This window comes from Cochleicola gelatinilyticus (assembly GCF_001637325.1).
GTDB classification, from domain to species: domain Bacteria; phylum Bacteroidota; class Bacteroidia; order Flavobacteriales; family Flavobacteriaceae; genus Cochleicola; species Cochleicola gelatinilyticus.
Map to the genome: position 1 here is coordinate 401,713 of NZ_LRXL01000037.1, position 23,253 is coordinate 424,965.

At 37.1% G+C, this 23,253-nt stretch carries 13 protein-coding genes and 1 pseudogene; 6 read left to right on the plus strand and 8 right to left on the minus strand.

Going from position 1 to position 23,253, the window contains the following annotated elements; translation table 11 throughout:
- Nucleotides 1-6 precede the first annotated feature (6 nt).
- The 6 genes from ULVI_RS09460 to ULVI_RS09485 all read left to right on the plus strand — a co-directional run bounded on the left by ULVI_RS09460 (nucleotide 7) and on the right by ULVI_RS09485 (nucleotide 8,332).
- Nucleotides 7-1,164 carry a tryptophan 7-halogenase gene (locus ULVI_RS09460; RefSeq protein ID WP_068592141.1) on the plus strand — a complete coding sequence of 386 codons (1,158 nt, stop codon included), beginning with the start codon at nucleotides 7-9 and terminating at the stop codon, nucleotides 1,162-1,164.
- A 295-nt stretch (nucleotides 1,165-1,459) separates the two neighbouring features.
- Nucleotides 1,460-4,333 carry a M16 family metallopeptidase gene (locus ULVI_RS09465; protein ID WP_068592143.1) on the plus strand — a complete coding sequence of 958 codons (2,874 nt, stop codon included), beginning with the start codon at nucleotides 1,460-1,462 and terminating at the stop codon, nucleotides 4,331-4,333.
- Nucleotides 4,334-4,495: 162 nt separating this feature from the next.
- Nucleotides 4,496-5,719, plus strand: coding sequence for an Nramp family divalent metal transporter (locus tag ULVI_RS09470; RefSeq protein ID WP_068592145.1), 1,224 nt, complete (start codon nucleotides 4,496-4,498; stop codon nucleotides 5,717-5,719).
- 247 nt (nucleotides 5,720-5,966) lie between these two features.
- Nucleotides 5,967-6,725 carry a LamB/YcsF family protein gene (locus ULVI_RS09475; protein ID WP_068592147.1) on the plus strand — a complete coding sequence of 253 codons (759 nt, stop codon included), beginning with the start codon at nucleotides 5,967-5,969 and terminating at the stop codon, nucleotides 6,723-6,725.
- Nucleotides 6,726-6,765: 40 nt separating this feature from the next.
- A complete protein-coding gene (pxpB, locus tag ULVI_RS09480) occupies nucleotides 6,766-7,494 on the plus strand; it encodes a 5-oxoprolinase subunit PxpB (protein WP_082830833.1) in 729 nt (242 codons plus the stop codon).
- Nucleotides 7,487-8,332: a 5-oxoprolinase subunit C family protein gene (locus ULVI_RS09485; protein ID WP_068592149.1), complete on the plus strand. Its 846-nt coding sequence runs from the start codon at nucleotides 7,487-7,489 to the stop codon at nucleotides 8,330-8,332. Before pxpB ends, ULVI_RS09485 begins: the two co-directional genes overlap by 8 nt.
- Here ULVI_RS09485 and ULVI_RS09490 read toward each other — a convergent pair.
- The 8 genes and pseudogenes from ULVI_RS09490 to ULVI_RS09530 form a co-directional block, all read right to left on the minus strand.
- Nucleotides 8,324-8,917 carry an N-acetylmuramoyl-L-alanine amidase gene (locus tag ULVI_RS09490; protein ID WP_068592151.1) on the minus strand — a complete coding sequence of 198 codons (594 nt, stop codon included), beginning with the start codon at nucleotides 8,915-8,917 and terminating at the stop codon, nucleotides 8,324-8,326. The two genes, ULVI_RS09485 and ULVI_RS09490, sit on opposite strands and share 9 nt — an antisense overlap.
- Nucleotides 8,918-8,947: 30 nt before the next feature.
- Nucleotides 8,948-10,279, minus strand: coding sequence for an ATP-binding protein (locus ULVI_RS09495; protein WP_241780971.1), 1,332 nt, complete (start codon nucleotides 10,277-10,279; stop codon nucleotides 8,948-8,950).
- A 14-nt stretch (nucleotides 10,280-10,293) separates the two neighbouring features.
- The gene (locus ULVI_RS09500) at nucleotides 10,294-12,900 is read right to left on the minus strand and encodes a hypothetical protein (protein ID WP_068592153.1); all 2,607 of its coding nucleotides are present in this window, start codon (nucleotides 12,898-12,900) and stop codon (nucleotides 10,294-10,296) included.
- Nucleotides 12,901-12,992: 92 nt separating this feature from the next.
- Nucleotides 12,993-13,703 (minus strand): hypothetical protein, encoded by a 711-nt coding sequence (locus tag ULVI_RS09505; protein WP_068592155.1) that lies wholly within the window; start codon nucleotides 13,701-13,703, stop codon nucleotides 12,993-12,995.
- Nucleotides 13,696-17,643, minus strand: a complete 3,948-nt coding sequence (locus tag ULVI_RS09510) for an eCIS core domain-containing protein (RefSeq protein ID WP_068592157.1) — start codon at nucleotides 17,641-17,643, stop codon at nucleotides 13,696-13,698. Before ULVI_RS09510 ends, ULVI_RS09505 begins: the two co-directional genes overlap by 8 nt.
- 125 nt (nucleotides 17,644-17,768) lie before the next feature.
- Nucleotides 17,769-18,431, minus strand: a complete 663-nt coding sequence (locus ULVI_RS09515) for an eCIS core domain-containing protein (RefSeq protein WP_068592160.1) — start codon at nucleotides 18,429-18,431, stop codon at nucleotides 17,769-17,771.
- Between the two features lie 11 nt (nucleotides 18,432-18,442).
- A pseudogene (locus tag ULVI_RS15675) lies at nucleotides 18,443-19,921 on the minus strand (contractile injection system tape measure protein).
- Nucleotides 19,922-20,566: 645 nt separating this feature from the next.
- On the minus strand, nucleotides 20,567-23,242 hold the full coding sequence (locus ULVI_RS09530) for a hypothetical protein (RefSeq protein ID WP_068592168.1): 2,676 nt from the start codon (nucleotides 23,240-23,242) through the stop codon (nucleotides 20,567-20,569).
- Between the last annotated feature and the right edge of the window lie 11 nt (nucleotides 23,243-23,253).

The window sequence follows — 23,253 nt, forward strand, 5'->3', positions numbered from 1 at the left end:
ATACCAATGCATAAAATTATTATCGTAGGCGCAGGTCCAGCTGGATGTGCTTGTGCTATTTCCTTGCTTTCTGAAGGGTTTAAAGTGCTATTAATTGATAACTCTAAAGAAGGAAAATTTAAGATTGGTGAGAGCATTCCACCGTACATGAATTTTTTACTAAAAAAATTAGGGGTGTATCAATCTTTTCTAAAAGAGCAACACGAACCTTGTTTTGGAAGTTGTTCTTATTGGGGAGGTCCGTTGCGTGGTTATAACGATACCGTTTTAAGTCCGTATGGTCATGGATGGCATTTAGATAGAGCTACATTCGATAACAGTTTACAAAAAGAAGCTACAAAAAGAGGTGCAACCATTTTAAGGGACACTCGTTTTCTTTCTTCGGAAAATTTACCTTCTGGGCACCGTATTTTTATGAAGACTGAAACCAATAAAATTGAATTTATAGATGCCGATTTTGTTGTAGATGCCAGTGGTAGTAATGCTGTGTTTGCAAGTTCCCAAAAAAGCAGAAAAATAAAAGGACAAGAATTAATATGTTTAGGGATGCGTTTTGAACGAACGATAGAAAAAGAAATTTCAAAACTTACGTTCTTAGAGTCGGTACCAGAGGGGTGGTGGTATGCTGCACGAATTCCAGGAAACGAATTATTGGTTACGCTCTATACACTACCCGAAATTGTAAGAGAATTAAAACTGAATGAAATTCCGAATTGGATAACATTAGCCACGAAAGCTCCAAATATCTCTAAACTAATAGCAGAAATGAAACCAAAAGACACTAAGATAGGAGGGTTTACCACAAAATCTTTTTGTTTAAACAAAGTGGTAGGGAATCAATGGCTTGCTATAGGTGATGCGGCAACTACATACGACCCTATTACCGCCCAAGGAATTACGAAAGCTGTTACACAGGGCATAAGAGCTTCAGAAGTAATAACTCAGCATTTTATGGGTTCTAAAATAGCTCTAAAATCATTCGAAGATGAAATACAAAAACAGTATAACGATTATAAAAAAGCACGCACCTATTTTTATAGTCTAGAACAGCGTTGGACGCATGCTCCTTTTTGGAAAACTTTTCAGAAATCAAAATCATTTCAGACAATTTTGAAACCTTTTAAGACTAAAATAAAAATTGAAGCAAATGATTTTAATTGGTGAGTTAAAATTAATCATCTATAGTTTTAATTACAATCATGATGTACTAACGATATGTAGTAAAAATATCATGGTGAAGTGTTGTAGCACCATCTATAAATTAGAATTATAAAATTGTGGAGTTATTATTTTCCTTCGCAAGTCGGGTAGGAGATTTTTGTGTTAACTTTTATTTGGCAGAAATTTTTATGGCGAATTAGTGTGTTATGTGGTGTTTAGAGAGATGATTTAACACTTTTTTAAGATTTGTCCTAAGCGGCAATTGTATCTTAGACGCTTCAAAACAAATAACTAAAACATGATAGCCAAAAGACCTTTAAAATTTTCGGTAATTGTACTCTTTGCACTTGCCAGCGTTTTTGTTTCTTGTGATTCCAAAAAAGAGGGAGCAAGCAAAGAAGAAAGCGCAAAACTTTCAGTAGACTTCGAAAAATATGAATTGGAAAACGGACTTGACGTTATTCTTCATCAAGATAAAAGTGACCCTATTGTCTCGGTAGCCATTCAATATGGAGTAGGATCTAATCGTGAGAAAACAGGAAGAACTGGATTTGCTCATTTATTTGAACACATGTTATTTCAAGAGTCTGAAAATGTTCCACAGGATCAATTCTTTAAAAAAATTCAAGATGCTGGTGGTACGCTAAATGGAGGAACTTGGAAAGATGGTACAATCTATTATGAGATCGTTCCAAAAAATGCCTTAGAAACTGTATTGTGGATGGAGAGTGATCGTATGGGATTCTTGATTAATACTGTTACTGAAGGTGCTTTCTACAACCAACAAGAGGTAGTTCAGAATGAAAAAAGACAACGTGTAGATAACAATCCTTACGGACACACCAGTTGGGTACTGGATAAAAACATTTACCCTGAAGGACATCCATACAACTGGCAGGTGATTGGTGAACTGGAAGACCTTCAAAATGCTACTGTAGAAGATGTTAAAGAATTTTACGATCGTTTTTATGGTCCTAATAACGCCACCTTAGTGCTTGCAGGTGATTTTAATGAAGGAGAAGCCAAAGAATTGATCGAAAAATATTTTGGTGAAATTAAGCGTCGCCAAGAAGTGGAGCCACTTAAGCCACAACCAGTTACTATCGCAGAGACGAAGCGTTTATATCACGAAGATAACTTTGCAACCGCACCTCAATTACATATGGTATGGCCAACCATTCAGCAGTATACTGAAGATGCTTACGCACTCGATGTTTTATCTGAAATTCTTTCTGAAGGAAAAAAAGCCCCGCTATATAAGGTTTTGGTTAAAGAAAAAGATCTTACAGCACGAACTAACGCGTATAACAGATCACAAGAAATCGCAGGAGAATTTCATTTAGTAATTACTGCCAACAACGGAAAAGACCTAGATGAGGTTGAAGCGGGTATAAATGAAGCGTTTGCTTTATTTGAAAAAGAAGGCGTAACCGATCGTGATATCGAACGAGTTAAAGCCGGTTTAGAAACTCAATTTTACAATGGTATTAGCAGCGTACTTGGAAAATCGTTTCAGTTAGCACAATACAATGTCTTTGCAGGAGATCCTGGTTTTATTGAAAAAGATATTGAAAATATTCAGAAGGTATCTAAAGAAGATGTTATGCGAGTGTATAATACCTACATTAAAGATAAGCCTTTTGTTATGACGAGTTTTGTTCCGAAGGGACAATTAGATTTGATTGCAGAAAATTCAGAAAAAGCAGAAGTGGTTGAAGAAGAGATCAAAGAAAATGTTGAAAAGAAAGTGGAAGAAGCAAATACAGAAGTTGCAAAAACACCTTCAGCATTCGACAGGTCTATAGAACCAACACAAGGTCCAGCTCCCGAACTTAGTTTACCAGATACATGGACAGCCGAATTAGCTAATGGAATGAAAGTGTATGGTATCGAACAAAACGAGATTCCAACAGTAAACTTTAGCCTTACGATTGAAGGTGGACATCTTCTGGATGATAAGAATAAAAATGGAGTTGCCAACTTAATGACCGATATCATGATGGAAGGAACTGCTACTAAAACTCCAGAGCAGCTAGAAGAAGAAATCGAGTTATTGGGCGCTTCTATTAATATGTATACATCTAAAGAAGCTATAACTATTAGAGGAAATACGTTAACTAGAAACTTCGATAAAACAATGGATCTGGTAGAAGAAATTCTACTTGAACCACGTTGGGACGAAGAAGAATTTGCACGTATTAAAACGAAAACGATTAACGATATCGCTCGTTCACAATCGAATCCTAATGTAGTTGCAAATCAAGTTTATAACAAATTATTATATGGCGAAGATCACATTTTTAGCTACCCAACAAGTGGAACAGAAGCTTCGGTAGAAGCGATCACAATCGACGATTTAAAAGCATATTACAATAATAATTTCTCTCCATCTGTAAGTAGTTTTCAAGTAGTTGGAAAAATTAGTAAGAGTGACGCTTTAGCGCAGCTTGACGGGTTAAAAGAGAATTGGAAAGCAAAAGAAGTAAAGATTCCAGAATATCCTGTAGCTAACAATCGAGATAAAGCTTCCTTATATTTTGTAGACATTCCGAATGCTAAACAATCTGTGATCAATATTGGGTATATTTCAATGCCAAGAACCGACAAAGATTTTTATCCTGCAGAAGTAATGAATTACAAGCTAGGAGGATCTTTCTCTGGAAATGTAAATCTTATTCTACGTGAAGAAAAGGGATATACCTATGGAGCACGTTCAGGATTTAACGGAAGTAAGATCCCGGGAACTTTTACTGCATCATCAAGTGTACGTACTAATACCACTGGTGAGTCTGTAAAGATTTTTAAAGACGAGATCGAAAAGTATAAAGAAGGTATTTCTGAAGAGGATCTTGAATTTACTCAAAATGCTTTAATTAAATCGAATGCACGTCGTTTCGAAACACAATTTTCTCTATTACAAATGCTTCAAGAAATGAGCAGCTACGATCTACCTGCTAATTATATTGAAAGTGAAGAAAAAGTAATTAAAGACATGACCTTAGAACAGCACAAAGCATTAGCTAACAAATACCTTGATGCATCTAAAATGGCATATCTAGTTGTTGGTGATGCCGCAACCCAATACGAACAATTTAAAGACATGGGCTTTGATGAAGTAAAACTTCTTAACAAAGAAGGAGAAGAAGTGAAACTTGAAGATGTTAAAATGTAGCAATTTTGCTAATTCATATTTTAAGGGACACCCATTTTTTGGGTGTCTTTTTTTTATATCCATTGTCTGTTTTTTGCAAAACAAGTTGTTTTTAAATGAGAGAGATATCAATCCTGTTAGAAACTTTGTATTTTACCTTTTATAAACTCTCAAGTACGTTAAATAGTGAAAACATTTTTTAAAAATATTGGGCCTGGGACACTTGTCGCTGCAGCATTTATTGGGCCTGGTACTGTTACAGTTTGCACTATGGCAGGAGTGAACCACGGTTTCAGTTTATTGTGGGCAATGGTTGTTTCAATCTTTGCAACAATAGTACTTCAAGAAATGGCAGCACGACTTGGTCTAGTTTCAGGGAAAGGACTTGCTGAAACAGTGACACAACAAGTAAAGCATCCAATTCTTAAATATGGAGCTATATTTTTAATGTTATCGGCAATTTTAATAGGAAACATCGCTTATGAAGCTGGAAATATAAGCGGAGGTGTATTAGGCATGCAATCTTTAATATCTAAACCTTTTATTGGCTTCATGGGAATAGAAATCAATATTCTAAGTTTATGCATTGGTTGTATTGCTTTTAGTATTTTATTTATAGGGAATTATAAAGTCATTGAACGTACTTTGGTAACTATGGTTGTACTTATGAGTATCTCTTTTATAATTGCGGCGATCCTTACCAAACCTGCGATAGGTTCTATAATAAAGGGTCTTTTCGTTCCAGTGATTCCAGAAAAAGATTGGCTTACTGTTATAGGGTTGGTAGGGACTACGGTGGTTCCTTACAACTTGTTTTTACACGCTTCTCTTGTAAAAGAAAAATGGAAAGGAGTTTCAGATTTAAAAACCGCAAGAAAAGAATTATACGTTTCGATTATTGTTGGAGGGTTGGTGTCTATAGCTATAATTATTTGTGGAGCAGCCATACAGGTTTCAGAAATTAACAATGCTTCAGATCTTGCGCAAGGATTAGAACCCCTTTTTGGTAATCTTGCCACCTACGTGCTCAGTATAGGATTATTTGCGGCAGGAATAACTTCTGCTATCACTGCACCTTTAGCAGCTGCCTATGTGGTAAAAGGATGTTTTGGTTGGAAACAAGGAATTGGTAGTTTAAAATTTAGAATTGTCTGGATGTTAGTACTAGGAATCGGAATTTTATTTTCATCCACCGGAATAAACCCGATTGAAGTAATCACTTTTGCCCAAATTGCAAACGGCATGTTACTACCAATAATTGCAGTATTTTTATGGTGGGTGATGAATAAAAAGAAAGTCTTAGGAAGGTATCGAAATTCAAAACTTCAAAATTGTATGGCAGGAATTATTGTAATAACTGCTATTATTTTAGGAGCTAAGAGTTTATATACGGTAGTATTCGGGTAAAAAATCTATTGTCGTTTAGAACCTTCATTACGTCTAAAAACTGCCAGAATTGCTAATAACAAACCTACAATAAGACAACTGCATTTTAAGACGATATTGTTATCAAAAAAAAGCATTCCAATAATAGAAAGAGTAATTCCAATCGATGCAAAGACAGCTCCGTGTTTCACAGGGACATAAGTATATTAGGTTAGCGAATCGAGTTTTTTGTTATAGTAAATGTATATTTTTAAAGGGAAACAAAAAAATGATACCACCTCTTTTAATCGATATAAACGCAGATTTAGGTGAGGGTAGTGGGCAAGACATTGAACTCATGCCGCTTATCTCATCGTGTAATATTGCATCTGGCGGACACTACGGAAATATCGATTCTATGCGAACAACAATTCAACTCGCAAAAGCAAATAAGGTCTACATTGGAGCCCACCCATCTTTTCCAGATCCTGCTAATTTTGGCAGAAAACGTTTAAGCATGACCAAACGTGAATTGACAGAAACCATTTACAATCAACTCATGCATTTTATAACCATTTGTAATACGGAAAGAACTTCAATGCATCATGTAAAACTTCACGGAGCCCTATATAATTATGCAGCGATCGATGCTCCAACTGCAGATGCAGTAATAGAAGCAATTTTAGCCACCAACACAAGACCTCAACTTGTAGCACCTTTCAATTCCATTTTAGCAAAAAAAGCTAACAATTTATTACCGCTAGTTTTCGAAGCTTTTATAGATAGACGCTATACAGATGATTTATCATTAGTGTCCAGATCTAAACCTAATGCGATTATAACTACAGCCGAAGAGGCTTGGCATCAATTTTATCAACTAATCAACAAACAGTCTGTTACCACAGTTCACAATACGATACGAAGTTTAAAAGCCGATACTTTTTGTATTCACGGTGATCATGAAAACTCTATTTCAATTTTAAAATACATTCATTCACAAATGAAAAAATTCAACATTCATTTAAAAAAGGATATAAACAATGTCTAATCTGGAGTGTCTAGAATTCTTTTTTTAAATTCATTATTAAATGATGCAACAACCAACGTTTAAATCCTTCGGAAAACATGCTGTTCTACTAACTTGGAAACTGGCTATTACTGAAGATATTCACCTTGAAGTGGAACAATGGAATGCATTTCTTTCTGAAATTTTTTTTAATGAAATTGTTGAAACAGTACCAACCTATCAAGCATTGGCGATATATTTAAAGCCATTTTACACTTCTGAAGATTTTATCCGAAAATTTCGAAAACTAGATGTTTCTTTTAATTCGATTATTTCACCTTCTAATTTTACATATAACATTCCTGTATGCTACACAGGAGAATATGCACCAGATATTTCTGAAGTGGCCAAACAGCATCATGTTTCAGTTTCTGAAGTAATATGTCATCATACTGCCCCAGAATATCTAGTCTACTTTCTCGGTTTTTTACCTGGTTTTCCTTATTTGGGGGGACTTTCAGAAAAATTATATACTCCGCGAAAAAACAAACCAAGAAGGTTAGTAAGAGCCGGTTCGGTGGGGATAGGAGGAAAGCAAACTGGTATTTATACACAGAATTCTCCAGGGGGATGGAATATAATTGGCGCAAGTCCTTTACATTTTTTTAATCCTTTGCGATCCTCTCCAGCACTTTTAAAATCGGGAGATCGAATTAAATTTACAGCAATTTCAGAAATAGAATTTAAAGAAATCGAAGAGGCTGTTAAACAAGATAATTATACCATACAAAAAGAAGTGCGTAATGATTAAAGTAATTACATCTGGTATGTATACGAGTATTCAAGATAATGGACGTTTTGGTTACCGAGATATAGGAGTTCCCATTAGTGGTGCTATGGATGCTAATTCGGCTACATTAGCAAATATATTAGTAGGAAATATTTCGACAGCAGCTGTATTAGAATGTACTGTAACTGGTGCTTCATTATTATTTAAAAAAGAAGTGAAAATCGCAATTACTGGAGGTAATTGTGACGCCTATGTAGATAAGAAGCAAATATCTTTTAATACTGTTATTTCTATCCCTGAAGGGAGTACGCTTACTTTAGGACGAATTACTAAAGGTCTTAGAACGTATATTGCAGTTCGAGGTGGAATTGCTTCAGAAGTAATTCTAGGAAGTAGGTGTCAGTACAAGGGAATTACTTCCGAAGAAAAAATTAAAAAAGGTACTATACTGCCAATAGCTTCCGAAGTTTCAGAAAATTTAGATACATCTATAGATATCACTCATTCAACACTACTTGAAGCGGGTATCATAAGTGTTTACCGAGGACCTGAATTTGAGGAGTTAATACCATCATCTCAAAAAAAGATTTCCGAAGCAGATTTTATAATTACTTCCGAAAGCAACCGAATGGCAACATTTTTAAAGTCTAATTTTTCGTTTAGTGCTCCAGAAATTATCACTTCTCCAGTACAACCAGGAACGGTTCAATTAACACCCTCGGGACAATTTATCGTTTTAATGCGAGACGCTCAAACCACGGGTGGATATGCACGAATTTTACAACTTTCTGAAATAGCGATTTGTCACTTGGCTCAAGTAAGGCCGGGTAAATCAATTACTTTTAAATTACTAGAATAGCTCTCTTTGTACTCTTTTAATAGCGGTTACATGATAGGCAATTATTTTATCCCTACCAGCACGGGTCATGAGAACATTATCGAATTCTTCGCGATTATCCATAAAAAAATTTTCTGTTAGGATAGCAGGCATTTTGGTTTTAGTAAGTACGTAAAACCGCTGTTCCTTATCTAGATCTCCATCGCTAAAATCGGGTCTAAACTTTCTGTCTGGAAATTCGGCAATATATTCATGGCCAAAAATAGTTGCGATTTTATCACTTTTTGTATTTCCGGGAGAGGTGAAAATTTCACTTCCGGTACCTCCTCCTGCATTAGAATGAATGCTAAGGTAGAAACTGTTTCTAGAAGAGTATTTATTGGCGCGATTTACTCGGGTTTTTAAACTTACATCCCAATATTCGGGAGCGATGTTTACATAATTTATATTCGAAAATGTAAGCTCCTGTATAATTCCATTAACTATAGCGCGATTAAACTCACCTTCGTAAATCACCGAGCCGTTACTCCAATTTTTTCTTTTACCAGGTGTTTGGTATTGTCCGTTAATTAAGGCTCCATGTCCGTTGTCTAGTAGTACTGTCATTTTTAATAGTTTTAAAAGTTTGTATTTAGTTTAAAACATTCGGTCTTCTTTTAAAAATTCCTTTTTTATTCCAGCTATTAATATAGGGAGCGTGAGGGTAGTGCTTTTATTATTTAAGACATGGAGGCTACAGTAGTGAATAATATTTAATATGTTAGAACCTGTTAGTTCGTATTTTCTTGAAAGCATCTCAAGGTTAATGTCGGGTCCAAGTGTAAGTGCTTTTGGTAAGTTGGTTTCCCAAAGGCGTTTTCGTTCGGAAGCTCCGGGCATTTCGAAAAGCACAATCGATTGAAACCTCCGTGTAAACGAGTCGTCTATGTTATCTTTAAAATTGGATGCAAGAATTACCAATCCAGGATGCGTTTCGACCCGCTGTAATAAATAGGACACTTCCTGATTTGCGTACTTATCGTGAGCATCTCTTACACTCGTACGCTTTCCGAAGATTGCATCTGCTTCATCAAAAAATAGAATCCAGTTTTTAGTGGCGGCTTTATCGAATAAGCTGGCGAGATTTTTTTCGGTTTCTCCAATATATTTTGAAACTACGGTGCTTAGATCGATACGATATACGGGTTTGTTTGTGTATTTGCCAAGAAGACTGGCCGTTAGTGTTTTTCCTGTACCCGGTGGGCCGTGAAATAAAACCCGATACCCGGGCTTAATTCGTGACTCCATTCCCCATTTTTTTAACAAAGTATCGTTGTGCGCTAACCAGATTTCCAGTTCTTTTATGTGCGAAAGTGTTTTATTACTTAGTATGAGATCCTCCCAACCAAGACCCGTTTCTAATTTTTCAGCTGGGAAATTTGCAGTACGTTTTGGTAACGGAATTGCTCCTGTAGTAAGTAGGTGTAGTGTGTCTTCAAATAGTACAATTTTTCCGCTCATTTCCGGTTCTCCAGCTGGTACATTAGAGAGAAACAACACACGGTTTCGATACAATTGGTGTGCCTCATTAAAAAGGTTTTGAAATTTAATTCGCTTCAGAATATTTGTTCCTCCCAATAAAAACAAAGCAGTTTCCCCGGTGGGTAAAATCCCACGATGGTACTGACCTTTTACCCCTCCAAACTGCGGAAGGTCAGTTCCATTGGGAAACGTTTCGGTAATAACATCTTGAAGAAAATTTGGAATAAGGTGAGGTGTTATCCCTAGTATTAAAACCAAACTTTCTTCTTTAGAAAATCCCTGCTCGTTAATATAACTTCCTAGTAAAGATGCTCCTAAACTTTCGAGCTTAATCTGTGGTCCCTTAGTATGAATATCATCCTCTGGATGTTGAATACGCCATACAATGGTTGCTTTCAGGAAGTCGAAAAGCATTTTTAATTCGGTATGTTCTTTTGTAAGTTTCATACAAGTATATTACTTTAAAATGCTGTTTCTGGATTTTTGTTTTCTTCAATCACTTGTGTATTCACGAGTGTTTCAATTTCTTTAAACTGGTCTCGTAGTAAAGGGTGATTTAAAATAGCATGTACGTAATTAAGGCTACTTTTACTGAGGTGCCGGGAGAGAGTTGGTTCGTAAAACTCCCAAGGATCGAAAAACGATTTTTCAGGTTTTTCTGTAAGATTTAGTATTACGGTATTCTTTTCAGCTAAAAATCCTTTCAGTAAGGTTGCTTTTTCGGCATCTGTTATCTTTCCGCCAAAAAAAGATTCCACATCGTCCATCGATACTTTATGTGGCATAAAAATTTTGAAATACCGAATGTTCCCCCCTTGCGATTCTTCCCAATTGTTAATGTAATCGCTAAGGTATCCCGGGATTTTATCAAGATTTAGCCCGGTTTGCAGGTCTACTACGATATTGTCGGTCTCATTTTCATTCTTTGGAATGTTATCGAAATTGTTTTCGGTTTTAAAAAGTTCTACTAAATAATTGATGTATAGAGTTTTACTGTTAATAATTTCAATGTAGGCTATTTGTTTATCGCGTAGTATTTTTCGGTTGGTTTGCAAATAATTTTGAATGTCGAGACAGCCTAGTAACCCACTATTGTCTATTGCTCCAGCATCTATATAATGGCCGTATCCCTTTATTTTAGCTGCCGGACTAAAAACTGGAAACCGATTGGTGGTAGACACGGCTTGATAATACGGAAGGGTTTTATTGTTCTCAAGATCTGCCAGATTTTCTGCATAGGGAAAAATATCATTAAAATTTTCCTGTTTTACAGACCATAATATTCCTCTGTTCCCTTTTGTTCCTGCAGTGTTCATTATTAAAGAAGGGAAATATCCATGCTTAGTAAATGCCGATTTCCAATAATCACGAAAAGATACTTCGGAAAGTTTTTCATGGGGTGTATTCTGAATGTTATTCTGATATTTTATCATTGCATAATACGGGCGATCTTTTAGGCCAATACGTTGGCTAAGCGGCCAGATTTTTCGGTAGGTGTCGAGTCCGAAGGTAAGTGAGAGATCCAGCGAAGTGTAATTTTGCCGGGAGAGAACATCTATTTTTTTCTGAATTTTATCAAAATCGAGTCCGTCTTCTTTATAAAGTCCCGTATAGAGTGCTAATCCTAAGGAACCACCGGAAGCTCCGGAAAGGGCGATGGTTTGATTTAACAATTTTCCTTCAGTACTTTTCTGAAGCTTGTTAAGTACGTTTAGTGTCCATACATTCGCTTTTAGCCCACCTCCGTGCGATGCAATAAAAAAGAGGGTATTATCTTGTTTTGCTTTTAAACTATCGAGGAAAACCTGCTCTGTAATTTCAGATTTTGTATTCTCGACCAGATCGAGTTCGTGAGTTGTAACCTCTACATTCGAAAAATTAGTAATAAATATCAGTACCACTGCAATGGCTGTCCCTGCAAGAAAAAGTTTGTATCGTTTGGTTTTCTGAAGGTTGTTTTTACGAGCCACAAAAAAATACTTTCCTAAGCTAGCAATGATGAAATAATAGAAATAAAAGAAGGCTAATAAAATAGGAATTCCATTAACGAGATGTCCCCCGTTAATGCTTGAAAGCGTAGAAAATAATAAGAATACAAAAGCTATTAAAAAATTGAAGTAGAAAAGGAGCATGTAATTTTCAGACTTTTGCATGCCGCTAAAAATTCCTAAAAATAAATTTACGGGTAATGCAACCGCACTTGTAAACATTGATTTTACAAGAGTTAACTTCGTTCTTAGAAGTCTAAAGAATAAATAATTAAAGATAAAAGCATACGAGGTAAGAATAATAAGGAAAAATCCACCGGGACTAAAATTCCCTATGAATATAGTAACAATTAACAGGAGTATCATAATTAAAGCAATGATGAAATAATAAATACCAAGCCGCTTATATAGTGCACGTAGTTTCTTAATGTTTTCTTGTTGCACTTGCTCTGGAATAGGCTTGTTCTGTTTATCTTTTACACGTTTTAATCGTACTTCTTTTTCTTTAATGTAGATATACAGCACAAAGGGTATTACCAAAAACATATAAATGATCCCTTTTACGATGGCAAACGGAAAATTTTCAAAAATGAGGTTGGGTTTAAAACTGCTAATAATAAAGTGGATCCATACCCCATGAATTAAGAGACCAATAAAATACCGCAAATAATTAGCCCAATTATCGGGTACATAGGTAGTGTCTTTTTTTGCAGTGAATACGAAGATGGGATATCTTTTAAAAGGCCAAAATCGAATTGGGTTTTTCTCATGCCACTCGGTATAATCTCCAGAGTTATTCAATCCTGAGGCATAGTATGTATAGATGGGATAATGGGAAAGAGCAATAGCGAGGGCATTAATAAAAAAGAATGCCAGTAATAATGAAAACCAACCCCCTTCAATAAGATCTACCATCATGGTAAACGCTTGATCCATTTGCGTGAGTAACAAAAGGATAATTGTTATAACTAAAAGACTAAGAAATGAAGATTTAAAAAAATTTTTAAACGATCGAACAAAATGATGTAACGCATCGATACTGCTTTCAATCCATGATTTATTTTTAGTATTAGGTTTCATATGATTTTATGTAAAGGTCTAAAATACAGCTATTAGTATGATTTTTAAAAAGGATTTTCCCTAGTATGTAAAGGGGGCATTATGAAAATCCTTCATAACATAGGATTTTTAAATGCAATATGGGGTAGTAATTTTGGCAGCATATTTTCTATTAATTTACTGGCAAGTGATTGCTTCGGAAAGAGCGATGCTAATTGCCAATGATGAATGCATTTTAAGCGATAGGCTTCCTGTAGGTAAGCTTTAATCGTCATGTTCATTGAATAAATTTTTTGGGCATCTGAATCTACAAGCCAGATTTCATCTTCAATGCTATTATTAACTTTCCGAAGGCAAGCGGTAAGGTTCCAAGTAATGTCTAAAGGAAAAAAATCCTCCTCATTTTCGGGCATGGATTGTAAGGTGTAATAGAAGGATTGTTTTTTCAGAAACTCCAAATTAAAGATGTCTTCTGAAGGGGTAAGATTGATAAAACCACTCAACCATTCATGGATTACCGACCATTCATACCCTTCTGGAATCATATTTTTTAGAATCCAGGGATCTTCTTGAAATTTTTTTATAGTTTCAGAATTGTTCTTATCTAAATGCCACAAAATAACCATGTTATTGGTTTGATTATACACAGATTCTAAGGCATCGGGTATTGTTATTCCGTTAAGATGTTCTATTGTGCTAAAGCTTATTTTTTGTGGCGGCTTTAAGACCATTTTGGGAATAATTATCTGTACACCATGTTTTCGGCTTCCGCCCAATTCTTTAAAGTACATCTCTTTTTCAAAAACAGTTTTAATATCAATCATAACTTAAAATTTCTGCACTGGTTAAAGCTCTAAATTTAGTGTAAGCCGCTTCAAAGGCGCCTTCATCTCGGTAAATTTCAGAAACAATTTCATGCACGTGTAAATCATCGGTATAGCCATTAGAAGGTCTGCCTTGAACTAATTTAGCAAAGAATCCGGAAAGACCAGTACCATTGGTTCCACCTTCTGCCAATGCTTTGTTATTTAAGGCTCCCGAAGTTGCAGTATTAATTGTAACAATCGTTACCGTGGACGGAGGATTCTGAGTAAAAGATTTTGTTTTTTCAGCAGCACCTCTGGCATTGGTAGTAGGATCGAATTCACCAAATTCCATATCAACTTGAGTTGGTATATGCTCGTTGGGAGCACTGTTTCCGTAGTGAACATCCACATCGTAATAGATTATTTTTTTCTCATCCCAAACAGCAACCTTAGCAAAATGCTCGACTTGATTTTCCATATCTCTCAAGTTCATATCTCTTGTTCCTGGAAACAAATTATTAGAAGTACCGGGACCATGCAGTCTATGGTTCAACATGTGCGCTCTTACCCAAGCTCCACTTGATCGCAATGTCACTGGAATGCTACTCCAGCCAATGGGGTCTTGAGTAGGAGTAGAGCCTCTCGTATTCCCGGCAATATGAGTGATAGGTTCTCCACGTAATGTAGTAGCTCTCCCCATTCCGTCTAGCGCAAAACGGACTCTTGAAACTGGCATTTCAAAATGATCTTCTGTGATACCAACTATAAGTAAATCCTGTGATATAATTTCAAGACTGCCCTGAACTAAAATGTACGCCTCCCTTACCGGAGTGTTTCCACCGCCCACACTGTATGCATTATCTACCGCTCTTTTATAAGCCCCGATGTTACTTCCTAAAGTTCGTTTTTCAGAAAATAAACTGGTAATGGCAATTTGTTTAGCATCGTACTCCGGATCTGCATTTCCATTATCGTGAATCTCCTGTCGTTTGTTATTTAACAGGCTGTTCAGACTTTGTTTGTCACTATAAACATTTATTTCAACGCGCTGTAAGGTACCTTCTAATTTTAAAATATGACCTCCATCTACAGGAACCGGTTGTTGCATCCCAATAATATCTGGAAGTTCAGAGTTATTTTCTTCTGAAGCAGCTTCCTCGCTCGTAGGAGGTATTGCTCTAAATCGTATGGGATTATCCCGATTAGAAATATTCGGCATCGTCGCATCAACATTCCATTCTTCACCTCTGGGTGAAGCGGTAAGCGATGTAAATTGATGTCTTCTCTCTAAAAGAGTAAGCTCAGAAGTAACCTGAGTTTGACTCAAAGGTGCATTTTGAGATCGTACGGCAACTTGTTCCAAGGCTTCCATTCCTCGTCCCCAACGTGCCAAAACCTCTGGAGTAGGAGGTGTTGCGGGAAGATTTTCCTGTTGCCCTTGGGCAGGTTGACCGGCATTAGGGTTTCCTTCAGTATCTGTGAGTTGCGGGGTTTCACTGCTTTCTCCAGTCGAATTTTCCTCAAACGTTCCTTGTTGTTCCGCACCCGAAGATTGAGGTGGAGGCACATGATCGTTCATAAGGTCGCTCATGAATTTATCTTTATTGAAATCTACCTCTCCAAATGAAATCTCAGGAAGCTCACTAGATCCCAATACATAATCGAAATCGGCCCCTACACCAAATTCACCAGGTAATGGATATTCTAATTCTCCCAATGGCCAAGTCCATTTATCATCTGGTGCAGGAGACCACCACGGACTATCCAGTTCCACAAATAGATCTCCTCCCAATCCTAAAAATGGTTGAGCCGCCATTTCGGCGTGGCCTTGAATATAAAATTCTCCTTGGCGACCCGATTCGGGACTAGCAGTTTCCCGATATCCAATTCGTGGTGTGGCTTCCACATATCCGCGAATTCCTGCTAATGCATTTACGCCAACGCCAACTTTTACATCGTGACCTAACAACTCTACACCCAGTCCACCCTCTGCTCGTAATCGAAGTCCGGCAAACATCGAAAGGTTAAAAGTAGCTTCTAAACTAAACTCATTAAATATTGCAGGATCTGTAGAATACGTACCTATAGCCCGAATGTTATAAATTTTCGCAGGTCCTAATTTTGCTAAGGCATCCATTCCAATGTTAGCAAACAGAAATACATTTCCTACCAAAGGAACTCCATACAGCGTTCTTGCCTCTAATGTAAATAAATTATGAATGTAATCACGTTGCGGAAATAGCTCTACTTCAGCAGGGGGAGTTACCTCTCCTTGAATTGTAACATGACCTTCATTGTCGATAATTACTTTAGCCCGTCCAGTCATCCATTCGGTAAAACTGAAATCAACTTCTCCCCACCCAGCCATTGCGCGTGGTCCTGGAGTAGGTGCTGTGTTTGCTTCTGGAATACCACTAGCTTCTCGGGCACTCTCGTCTATTAGTGATGGTTCTAACTGACTTATTGCTACGTTTCTTGCTGTGGCAGCATCGGTGACCAAGAGTGTGATTTCTCCACTCATTTTATCGGTTCGATAGCCAACAACACCTCGAATATCTAAGGTGCCATTTATAAACGCAGCATGAATACTTCCATTAAAATTGGCAATATTTACTGCTAAGTCGGCTTCACCCCGTAAAACTCCTTCTTCATTTCTTTCAATAGTAATCTGTGCTGGATCGAGGTTTGGAACAGTGATAGTACCGCCAGCCCTAAAAGTCACATTTGTTCCTACTATCCCAAAATCTAATGTTCCGTTTATAAAACCACCAATTTCAACCGGAATCGAATTTGCAGCCAATCGCAACGCCCCTCCATCTATGGTATTCTCAACATCTGGAATTCTTGAGACATCGATTCCCAACCAGCCCATTTCATTGCTGTGCTCTTTTAAACTTTCTACAAGACCTTTCGGATTGGCTACAAGTCGGTCGCCCACTTGTACAGTGAGGTATCCAGAAATGGTATTTGCGTCAATTTGAGTGACCAATACCGGAGTAATGTTTAGGTTTTGTAACGGACTTAAATATCCAAGCGATACAGGAATAAATTGGCGGTTATTTCGAGTACTGTAGGTGTCATCTCTATTTTTCTTAACTTCAATAGTTCCAGTAGCTAATTCACCAAATGACACTGGAATTTCTGTTCCGCGACTTCTACCTGCTTCTATGGCGGTAGCAGTACCTTCGGAAGGTGAAAAGGTAGCACTTTGTAACGACGTGGTCTCCATAGTTGGAGTAGGGGTGGCAGTAGGTGTTTCACTTACGGAACGTTGAATTTGTTTTGGTTGTACGGAAGCTCCTTGTTGAACCGTATGCGTTAATTCATGTGCCAATAAATGCTGTCCTGCTTTTGAAGACGGATCGTGCTTCCCTTGGTTAAAATAAATATCATTCCCGTGGGTGAAAGCCTGCGCCCCTAGCGAATCGCTTAAGGATGCTGCTTTCGAATCGGTATGCAAACGAACGTTGCTAAAATCACGTCCAAAACCAGATTCCATCGTGTTTTTTGTGGTTGAGTCCATGGGTGATCCACCACCTTTTGTGCTTTGTAGTTCGTGTTCTAGTGCATTCGATTGAGACGGAGTGGAGTTGGTTTCTTTCTTCTGAATATCTTCAAAAGGGACTCGCTGTACTACGAGATCTTTTTGAGTGTCAGTGAGGGGTTGTTCTTGTATTTCTTCTGTTTCTTGTTTTTGCTGAATGTCTTCAAAAGGAACTTTTTGAACGGAGGGAATTTTTGCAGATGGAAAGAACGAATTATTTCCGAAGAAACCCTTATTTTGATCTTGCTTAGCAACTACTTTATCTGCTACAGCATCGGCCTCCTTCTCATAGCGATCATTGGGTTTACCTACCGTAAGCTTTGCCTGAACACCAAAAAATGAGTCTTTCCCCTGACGCTGATGCAACGAACCGGGATGCCCTTTTTGTGTAGTACTGGTAGCAAATGCCTTCAATAGTCTGTATTTTTAGTTAATTAGTTTTGAGTTGTGAGATTAACACCTTTCATCTTTTTCTCATTTCTTCAGCAACACTTCGATACGCTCAGTGTGACGGTATCGAGCTCATTGTATTTTTTTATTTAATCCTCTTTCTTTTTTACAGCGCCTTGTTGCAGTGTATGTGTAAGTTCGTGCGCTAGTAATCGTTTTCCTTCAGAAGAATTTGCATTGAATTTTCCTTCGTTAAAATAAATGTCATTGCCATATGTAAAAGCTTGTGCTCCCAATTCCTCACAAAGTTGAGCTGCTTCTTTATCGGTATGAATTCGTACCGAACTAAAATCTGCATTAAAACTTTCGTTCATTTCTAACCTTAATTGCTTCGGAAGTGATCGTCCGTTTCCTTTTTTCTTTTTAAGGCGTGATTGTAACGAGTCGGTTTTCGTTTTCTCTTTCATTTGTACGGATTCTTCTTCTTCCGTCGCAGCTTTTTGCTGAATCGACTCCTCTTCTTCACCTTCCTTTTTCTGAACAGATGGTTCTTTTTCTTCGAGTGCCGCTTTCTTTGAAATTTGTAGTGGTTTAGACTGTACCTCTTCCTCTTCAGCCCCTTTTTTCTGGATACTAGAGGGTGCATCTAAGGTGTTTTTAGTAACAATACGGTTTGCCATAGCATCTGCCTCTTTTTCATGAGCATCGTTGGTTTTTCCAACAGTTAATTTTGTTTGTACCGATGGAAAAAAGGAAGTTTCAGAAGCATTCGAAACTATGGGGTTCGGTTTTTTCTTTTTTAATCGTCTCATAGTATTTTATTTTACCAAGTAGTATGTAGCAGTTCCTTATTCCACGGAAGTTTACTCATACTGATTGTCCATGGAAGGGTATCTATTAATATATCTTGCGTTTTTCGTTCTATATAAAGTTGATGTTGGTCGTTATTCTTATTTAATTTTCCCTCTCGCATTAAAAATTCGTTTCTAAGAAGAGCAACCGAATTTGATTTTAAATTTCTCCAATGAGTAAGCACTGCTGTTAACAATTCGTCACAGGCATCTTTCTGCGCTAAGGTTAATGTTACGTGTCTATTTATAGGGAATTCGCTTGGCACGTTACACAGGTATTTTTCGAACCTTAAAACGTGTTCATAAGCATGTTCTTCGCGACATGCCAGATAATGTAAGGTGTGCACTGCTTCATCTATTTTCGAGGGGATGATGCTTATTTTTTTTTCTTCGGAAGGAGTGGATAAAAATTCTAATTTCTGAAAGAGCGGTTTTAAAAATGGATGCACTAGTATCAATCCTGCATTTTGAACAATCATCCCTTCTTCAGTAAGTTCTGTTTGTGGTTTATTTGCAAAAGAATCAAGAGCTATTGTGGCGTTTTCTTCGGAAAGTTTTGGAAACAACTGTTCTTTTTCTTCTTTATTTTGATGTTTTATATCCCCAAGATTTTCTTTTTCTTCTGAAGCAGTTTCAGAAATCACTTCCATTTTGTTTAAAAATTTATGTGTTGATTGTAAGCCAATTAAAGCCGTACTGAAGCCGATAATTTGCTGCACTTTCTTTTTAGATTTTTTAGTAGCAAATAAGGTTGTTAATGGTTCAATTATTTGTTCTGTAGGGGTATTATTAACTAAAGAAGTGAACATAATTTCCCAATACAATGATCTTTCGGTGCTCGTAAATAAGGACTTCGGGAAAGTATGTAAAAAGACTTTTTTACTTTCTTGAGGAGATTTAATACCTTGATAAATATGTTGAAGCAGGGGAGTGTTAAATTGAAAAATAAGTCATTTTCTGGGAGTTGAATCCTGAAGAAGCTGCTTCAGTCGTGCTTGAAACTTTTCCGAAGTAAGCATCTGTATCACTTCCTTTTCAGTAAAAATTTTAGCTTCTGAAAACCACCATGGATAGTTGCCTGTTTTCAAAAAATAGAGAAATGCATCTGCCAATTTCCCGGCTTCCGAAATGCGCTGAACGTGTTGCGATGGTAATTGTATTTCCGAAGCAATCTTTGATTTAATTTGTTCTTTCACTTTTTTTAATAGGATGGGTTGTAGATCCCGAAGTGCGTCTGTAGCGTTTATTGAAAGGTCGAGCTCTAAAGTAGAAAAGCGTAGCGTATGTGCCTTACTTTCTTTAGCGAGTGTCTTAAAATAATGTTCCAGCTCAGGATAGATATGTGTTTTTAAAAAAGATGGGAGGTCATCCTTAAGTTGCAGCCCTAAACTCATAGAATTCGTGTCCACTTCGATGGTCATTTTATGAATAATATTTTTTGCTGCAACCATTTGGTTTTTAATTTTTTATGTGTATATTAGTAGCTTAGATTCAGAGATGAATTACTGGGTTTAATAAGTAAGAAACAGACAAGTGAAAAGTCAAGTAGCGTAGTTGGTTTACAACAACAAAACAAGATAATAACAAGAAAGTAGAAGACAGTAGCCCATAAGAGTATCATTCGGAATGCATTTATACCGACTGATACTCTTCTTTTTTTGTCTATATTTTTTAGTTGTAGTGTTTTCATCTTACATTGTTATTTCTCTTTTTAAACTGCACTTCGACAAGCGCAGTGTGACAGTATCGAGATAGTTGGCTTTTTCCTCACTATTTTATTCTTCCTTCTTCGTTAATACTTTTTACTTTATTGCACTTCGACAGGCTCCGTGTGACAGGATGGAGGTAGCTGGCTTTTTTTCCATCATTTTAATATTCCTTATTTATTAATACTTTTTACTTTATTGCACTTCGACAGGCTCAGTGTGACAGTATCGAGATAGTTGGCTTTTTCCTCACTATTTTATTATTTCTTATTCATTAGTACTTTTCATTTTATTGCACTTCGACAGGCTCAGTGTGACAGGATCGAGATTGTTCGCTTTTTCTTCACTATTTTAGTAATCATTATTCCTTAATAATTAATCTTTAACTACTTATATCGCAATTGCATTCTCACCCCTTGGAGATCCAAAATAGAAATCTGCTAAACTGTTGTATTGTTCAATAGCGGCATCGAGTTCAGGTGTGTAGGGAGTTCCTGTGATATAAACAGATAGTTTTGTTACTCCCGTTTCGTTGTGAAGCTCTTTTCTTTGTTTAATAAACAATACGATTTGATCGTGAGTGTTGCTTCTATTTTGGCGCTCATAGTCTAACATCGTTTCATTTACCCAAACACCATTTACCCAATCTCCATCTAATTGAAAGTTGAGGTTCACATCGGAAGTAAGCGCATTTCGAAACGCCGCTTTCATTTCGCGTACTTCAGCGGCAATTTCTTGTGGAAGTTGTTCCACATTAGTAATCATTCGAGTAAGTCCCATTTCTTCGATGTCGTTATTGGTGATAAGTCGATCACGTAAATAATACCAACTCGCCCATTTCGTTTTATAATCTCCATAATCATCATCTTTCCCAATAGGGGCAATTTGTTTTTGAAGTTTTTCATAAAACGACGGATTGTACCCTTTAAGATCTCTGCATCGCATCGCATCGGGTCTAAAAATTAAATTGTTTCGGAACATCCCCGAATTGCTATAGGTGTAGATTGCATTCGAATTCGCCTGTGTAACATCGCGCAATCTTAGTACGAACGTATCGTCTTTCGCACGTGTAATAACAAACCGTTTCTGACTTTCATTAAAATCGAATACCAGCCCTTTGTCAAAACGTTTGTTAAGCGCATCGGTAATGGCGTGCATTCTTCTATAATAAATCTGCCGTAATGGAATTTCGATCGTTGTCGTTGTATTAATAAGCTTTTCTCGGTTAATTCGATATTCTATAACCTGAAGGCGATATTGCTGGGGCATGGGGACATTATTACTTTGTGTACCATCCAAGCTTCGTGATAGATTATTAAGATATTTTAAAGAACTAATCCACGGATAGGTACATTCCATAAGGGAACAACAATTCTGCTCTTCGGCGGTAGTTGCAACTTTATAGGAAACACAAAAATCGGCTACTAGCGTGTCATTTTCAGTAATTAAAATAAAGGTACCTCCTTTAGGAACACCCCCTCTGTGCGTAATGGATGGGTGTTCTCGTACAAAAGCTGTAAAGGCTTGATCATCGGTTTCCAGATCGTAGATGCGACAATCGAAATCGAGTCCGAAGCTGTCCCGTTCTTCTGTGATTCGATCTCTTGTTTCTAACCCTTCCAATCCCAGATATCCTTCAATTCGGTAGAAATCATGACAATCAAGTTCAAATTGTAAAGGCGTTTGCACCCAACTATTAGGAGCTAAATTATTCCGATGGAAACTGGTGTTGTAACGCTGTTTGTAGTTTTCAGTTTTAAAGAAATCCCAAACGTTAAGTAACTCATCGTTCACATGATAATAAAACGGAATCGCTTTTTCACCTAGAGTTCCACAACTTTTAGATGGAGTAATTGCAGGGTCGAAAAGAGGCGCTGTTTCTCCTTCACCATCAGAATTATTTCCACTTCCCAAATTAAAATTATCGAGTAACACCGCAACTCGCTGCATGAGGTTTTTTGCTTGTTGTAGGTAGGCATTGTAATTGTTATTTATGGGAGAATGGTAAAATTCGTGTCGTAGTTCGGGATATGCTTCAGAAGGTGAGAGGCAGCCCAATAATAAATGTTTTGGAAAGGCAGCAATATCTGGACAGCACTCGGTTTTCAGTTTTAATAATAAGTTGGCAATTTCGTTAAAGGTATCACTCACATCGCGAACAAGATCATATCGATATTGCATTCCGAAGTTAATTTCAGAATCATCTAAATTGTCAATCTGATTTAGCACCGTATTTTGAGTACCATTTGGAATAAAAAGAAGCTCCCCAAAACCTTCAAATAAATCTGAATATGCTGAGTGCAACCTATCTTTCGTGGTCGTAATTGCAGTTTTAAATACGTTAGCAATAGCAGCATACGAACCAATATTATTTAATCCTCCCAAACCCGCATGCAGCACTACTTTTTGTACTGCAGTTTGCGGAAGATTGGTCATTGCTTCGTACACATTATGTTTCGTGTAAATACTGTCGTGACCGTTTACAATTTCTTCAACATCCGATTTATTTGCTAATAGCACACGTAGATTTTGAATGTTGGGTTGCCCTTGATTATCGCAGTTGGTGGTATTGCAAATGGTAGATTTCTTCGGAAAGCTTTCGAGATATAACAGCGCCACTTTATCTGAAAGTTCTAGATTCGAGAGTAAACCGATACCTTCTCCTGAAGCATTTTCATCTGCAACAAGCTCCCATAATGGAATGCTATCTCCGTCTGTAAGAAAATGTTCGTAATTGGCATTCTCGTCTTCAAAAATCCTGAAATGCGAATAGGTGACCTGTTCTAGCGTGATCGATTTGTCTTTAGAATCTTCGATATCCTTCTGAAGCTTCAGTAAATCGCCGTCTGTAGTAATTCCGCATCCCTGAGAAATGCTAATTTCAGTTTCCTGTGTGTTCATTTCTATAGTAAATCCACAAGCAATACCTACGCCTGTAAGGCACACACGCGATAAGCGATCTTGATCTTCAAAATAATTGATAAATTCATTTAACTGTCCCGAGGTTAAAACTTGGTCGTCTACAAAAGAGCGGTAATGCGGTGTAATTTCCAGTAGCTTGTTCATAACAGTATGCT

Excerpts from the sequence above, each read along its gene's own strand:
- ULVI_RS09460 (WP_068592141.1), top strand. The coding sequence starts at position 7 with ATGCATAAAATTATTATCGTAGGCGCAGGTCCAGCTGGATGTGCTTGT.
- ULVI_RS09465 (WP_068592143.1), top strand. The coding sequence starts at position 1,460 with ATGATAGCCAAAAGACCTTTAAAATTTTCGGTAATTGTACTCTTTGCA.
- ULVI_RS09475 (WP_068592147.1), top strand. The coding sequence starts at position 5,967 with ATGATACCACCTCTTTTAATCGATATAAACGCAGATTTAGGTGAGGGT.
- pxpB (WP_082830833.1), top strand. The coding sequence starts at position 6,766 with ATGATGCAACAACCAACGTTTAAATCCTTCGGAAAACATGCTGTTCTA.
- ULVI_RS09485 (WP_068592149.1), top strand. The coding sequence starts at position 7,487 with ATGATTAAAGTAATTACATCTGGTATGTATACGAGTATTCAAGATAAT.
- ULVI_RS09490 (WP_068592151.1), bottom strand. The coding sequence starts at position 8,917 with ATGACAGTACTACTAGACAACGGACATGGAGCCTTAATTAACGGACAA.
- ULVI_RS09495 (WP_241780971.1), bottom strand. The coding sequence starts at position 10,279 with ATGAAACTTACAAAAGAACATACCGAATTAAAAATGCTTTTCGACTTC.
- ULVI_RS09500 (WP_068592153.1), bottom strand. The coding sequence starts at position 12,900 with ATGAAACCTAATACTAAAAATAAATCATGGATTGAAAGCAGTATCGAT.
- ULVI_RS09505 (WP_068592155.1), bottom strand. The coding sequence starts at position 13,703 with ATGATTGATATTAAAACTGTTTTTGAAAAAGAGATGTACTTTAAAGAA.
- ULVI_RS09515 (WP_068592160.1), bottom strand. The coding sequence starts at position 18,431 with ATGAGACGATTAAAAAAGAAAAAACCGAACCCCATAGTTTCGAATGCT.
- ULVI_RS09530 (WP_068592168.1), bottom strand. The coding sequence starts at position 23,242 with ATGAACAAGCTACTGGAAATTACACCGCATTACCGCTCTTTTGTAGAC.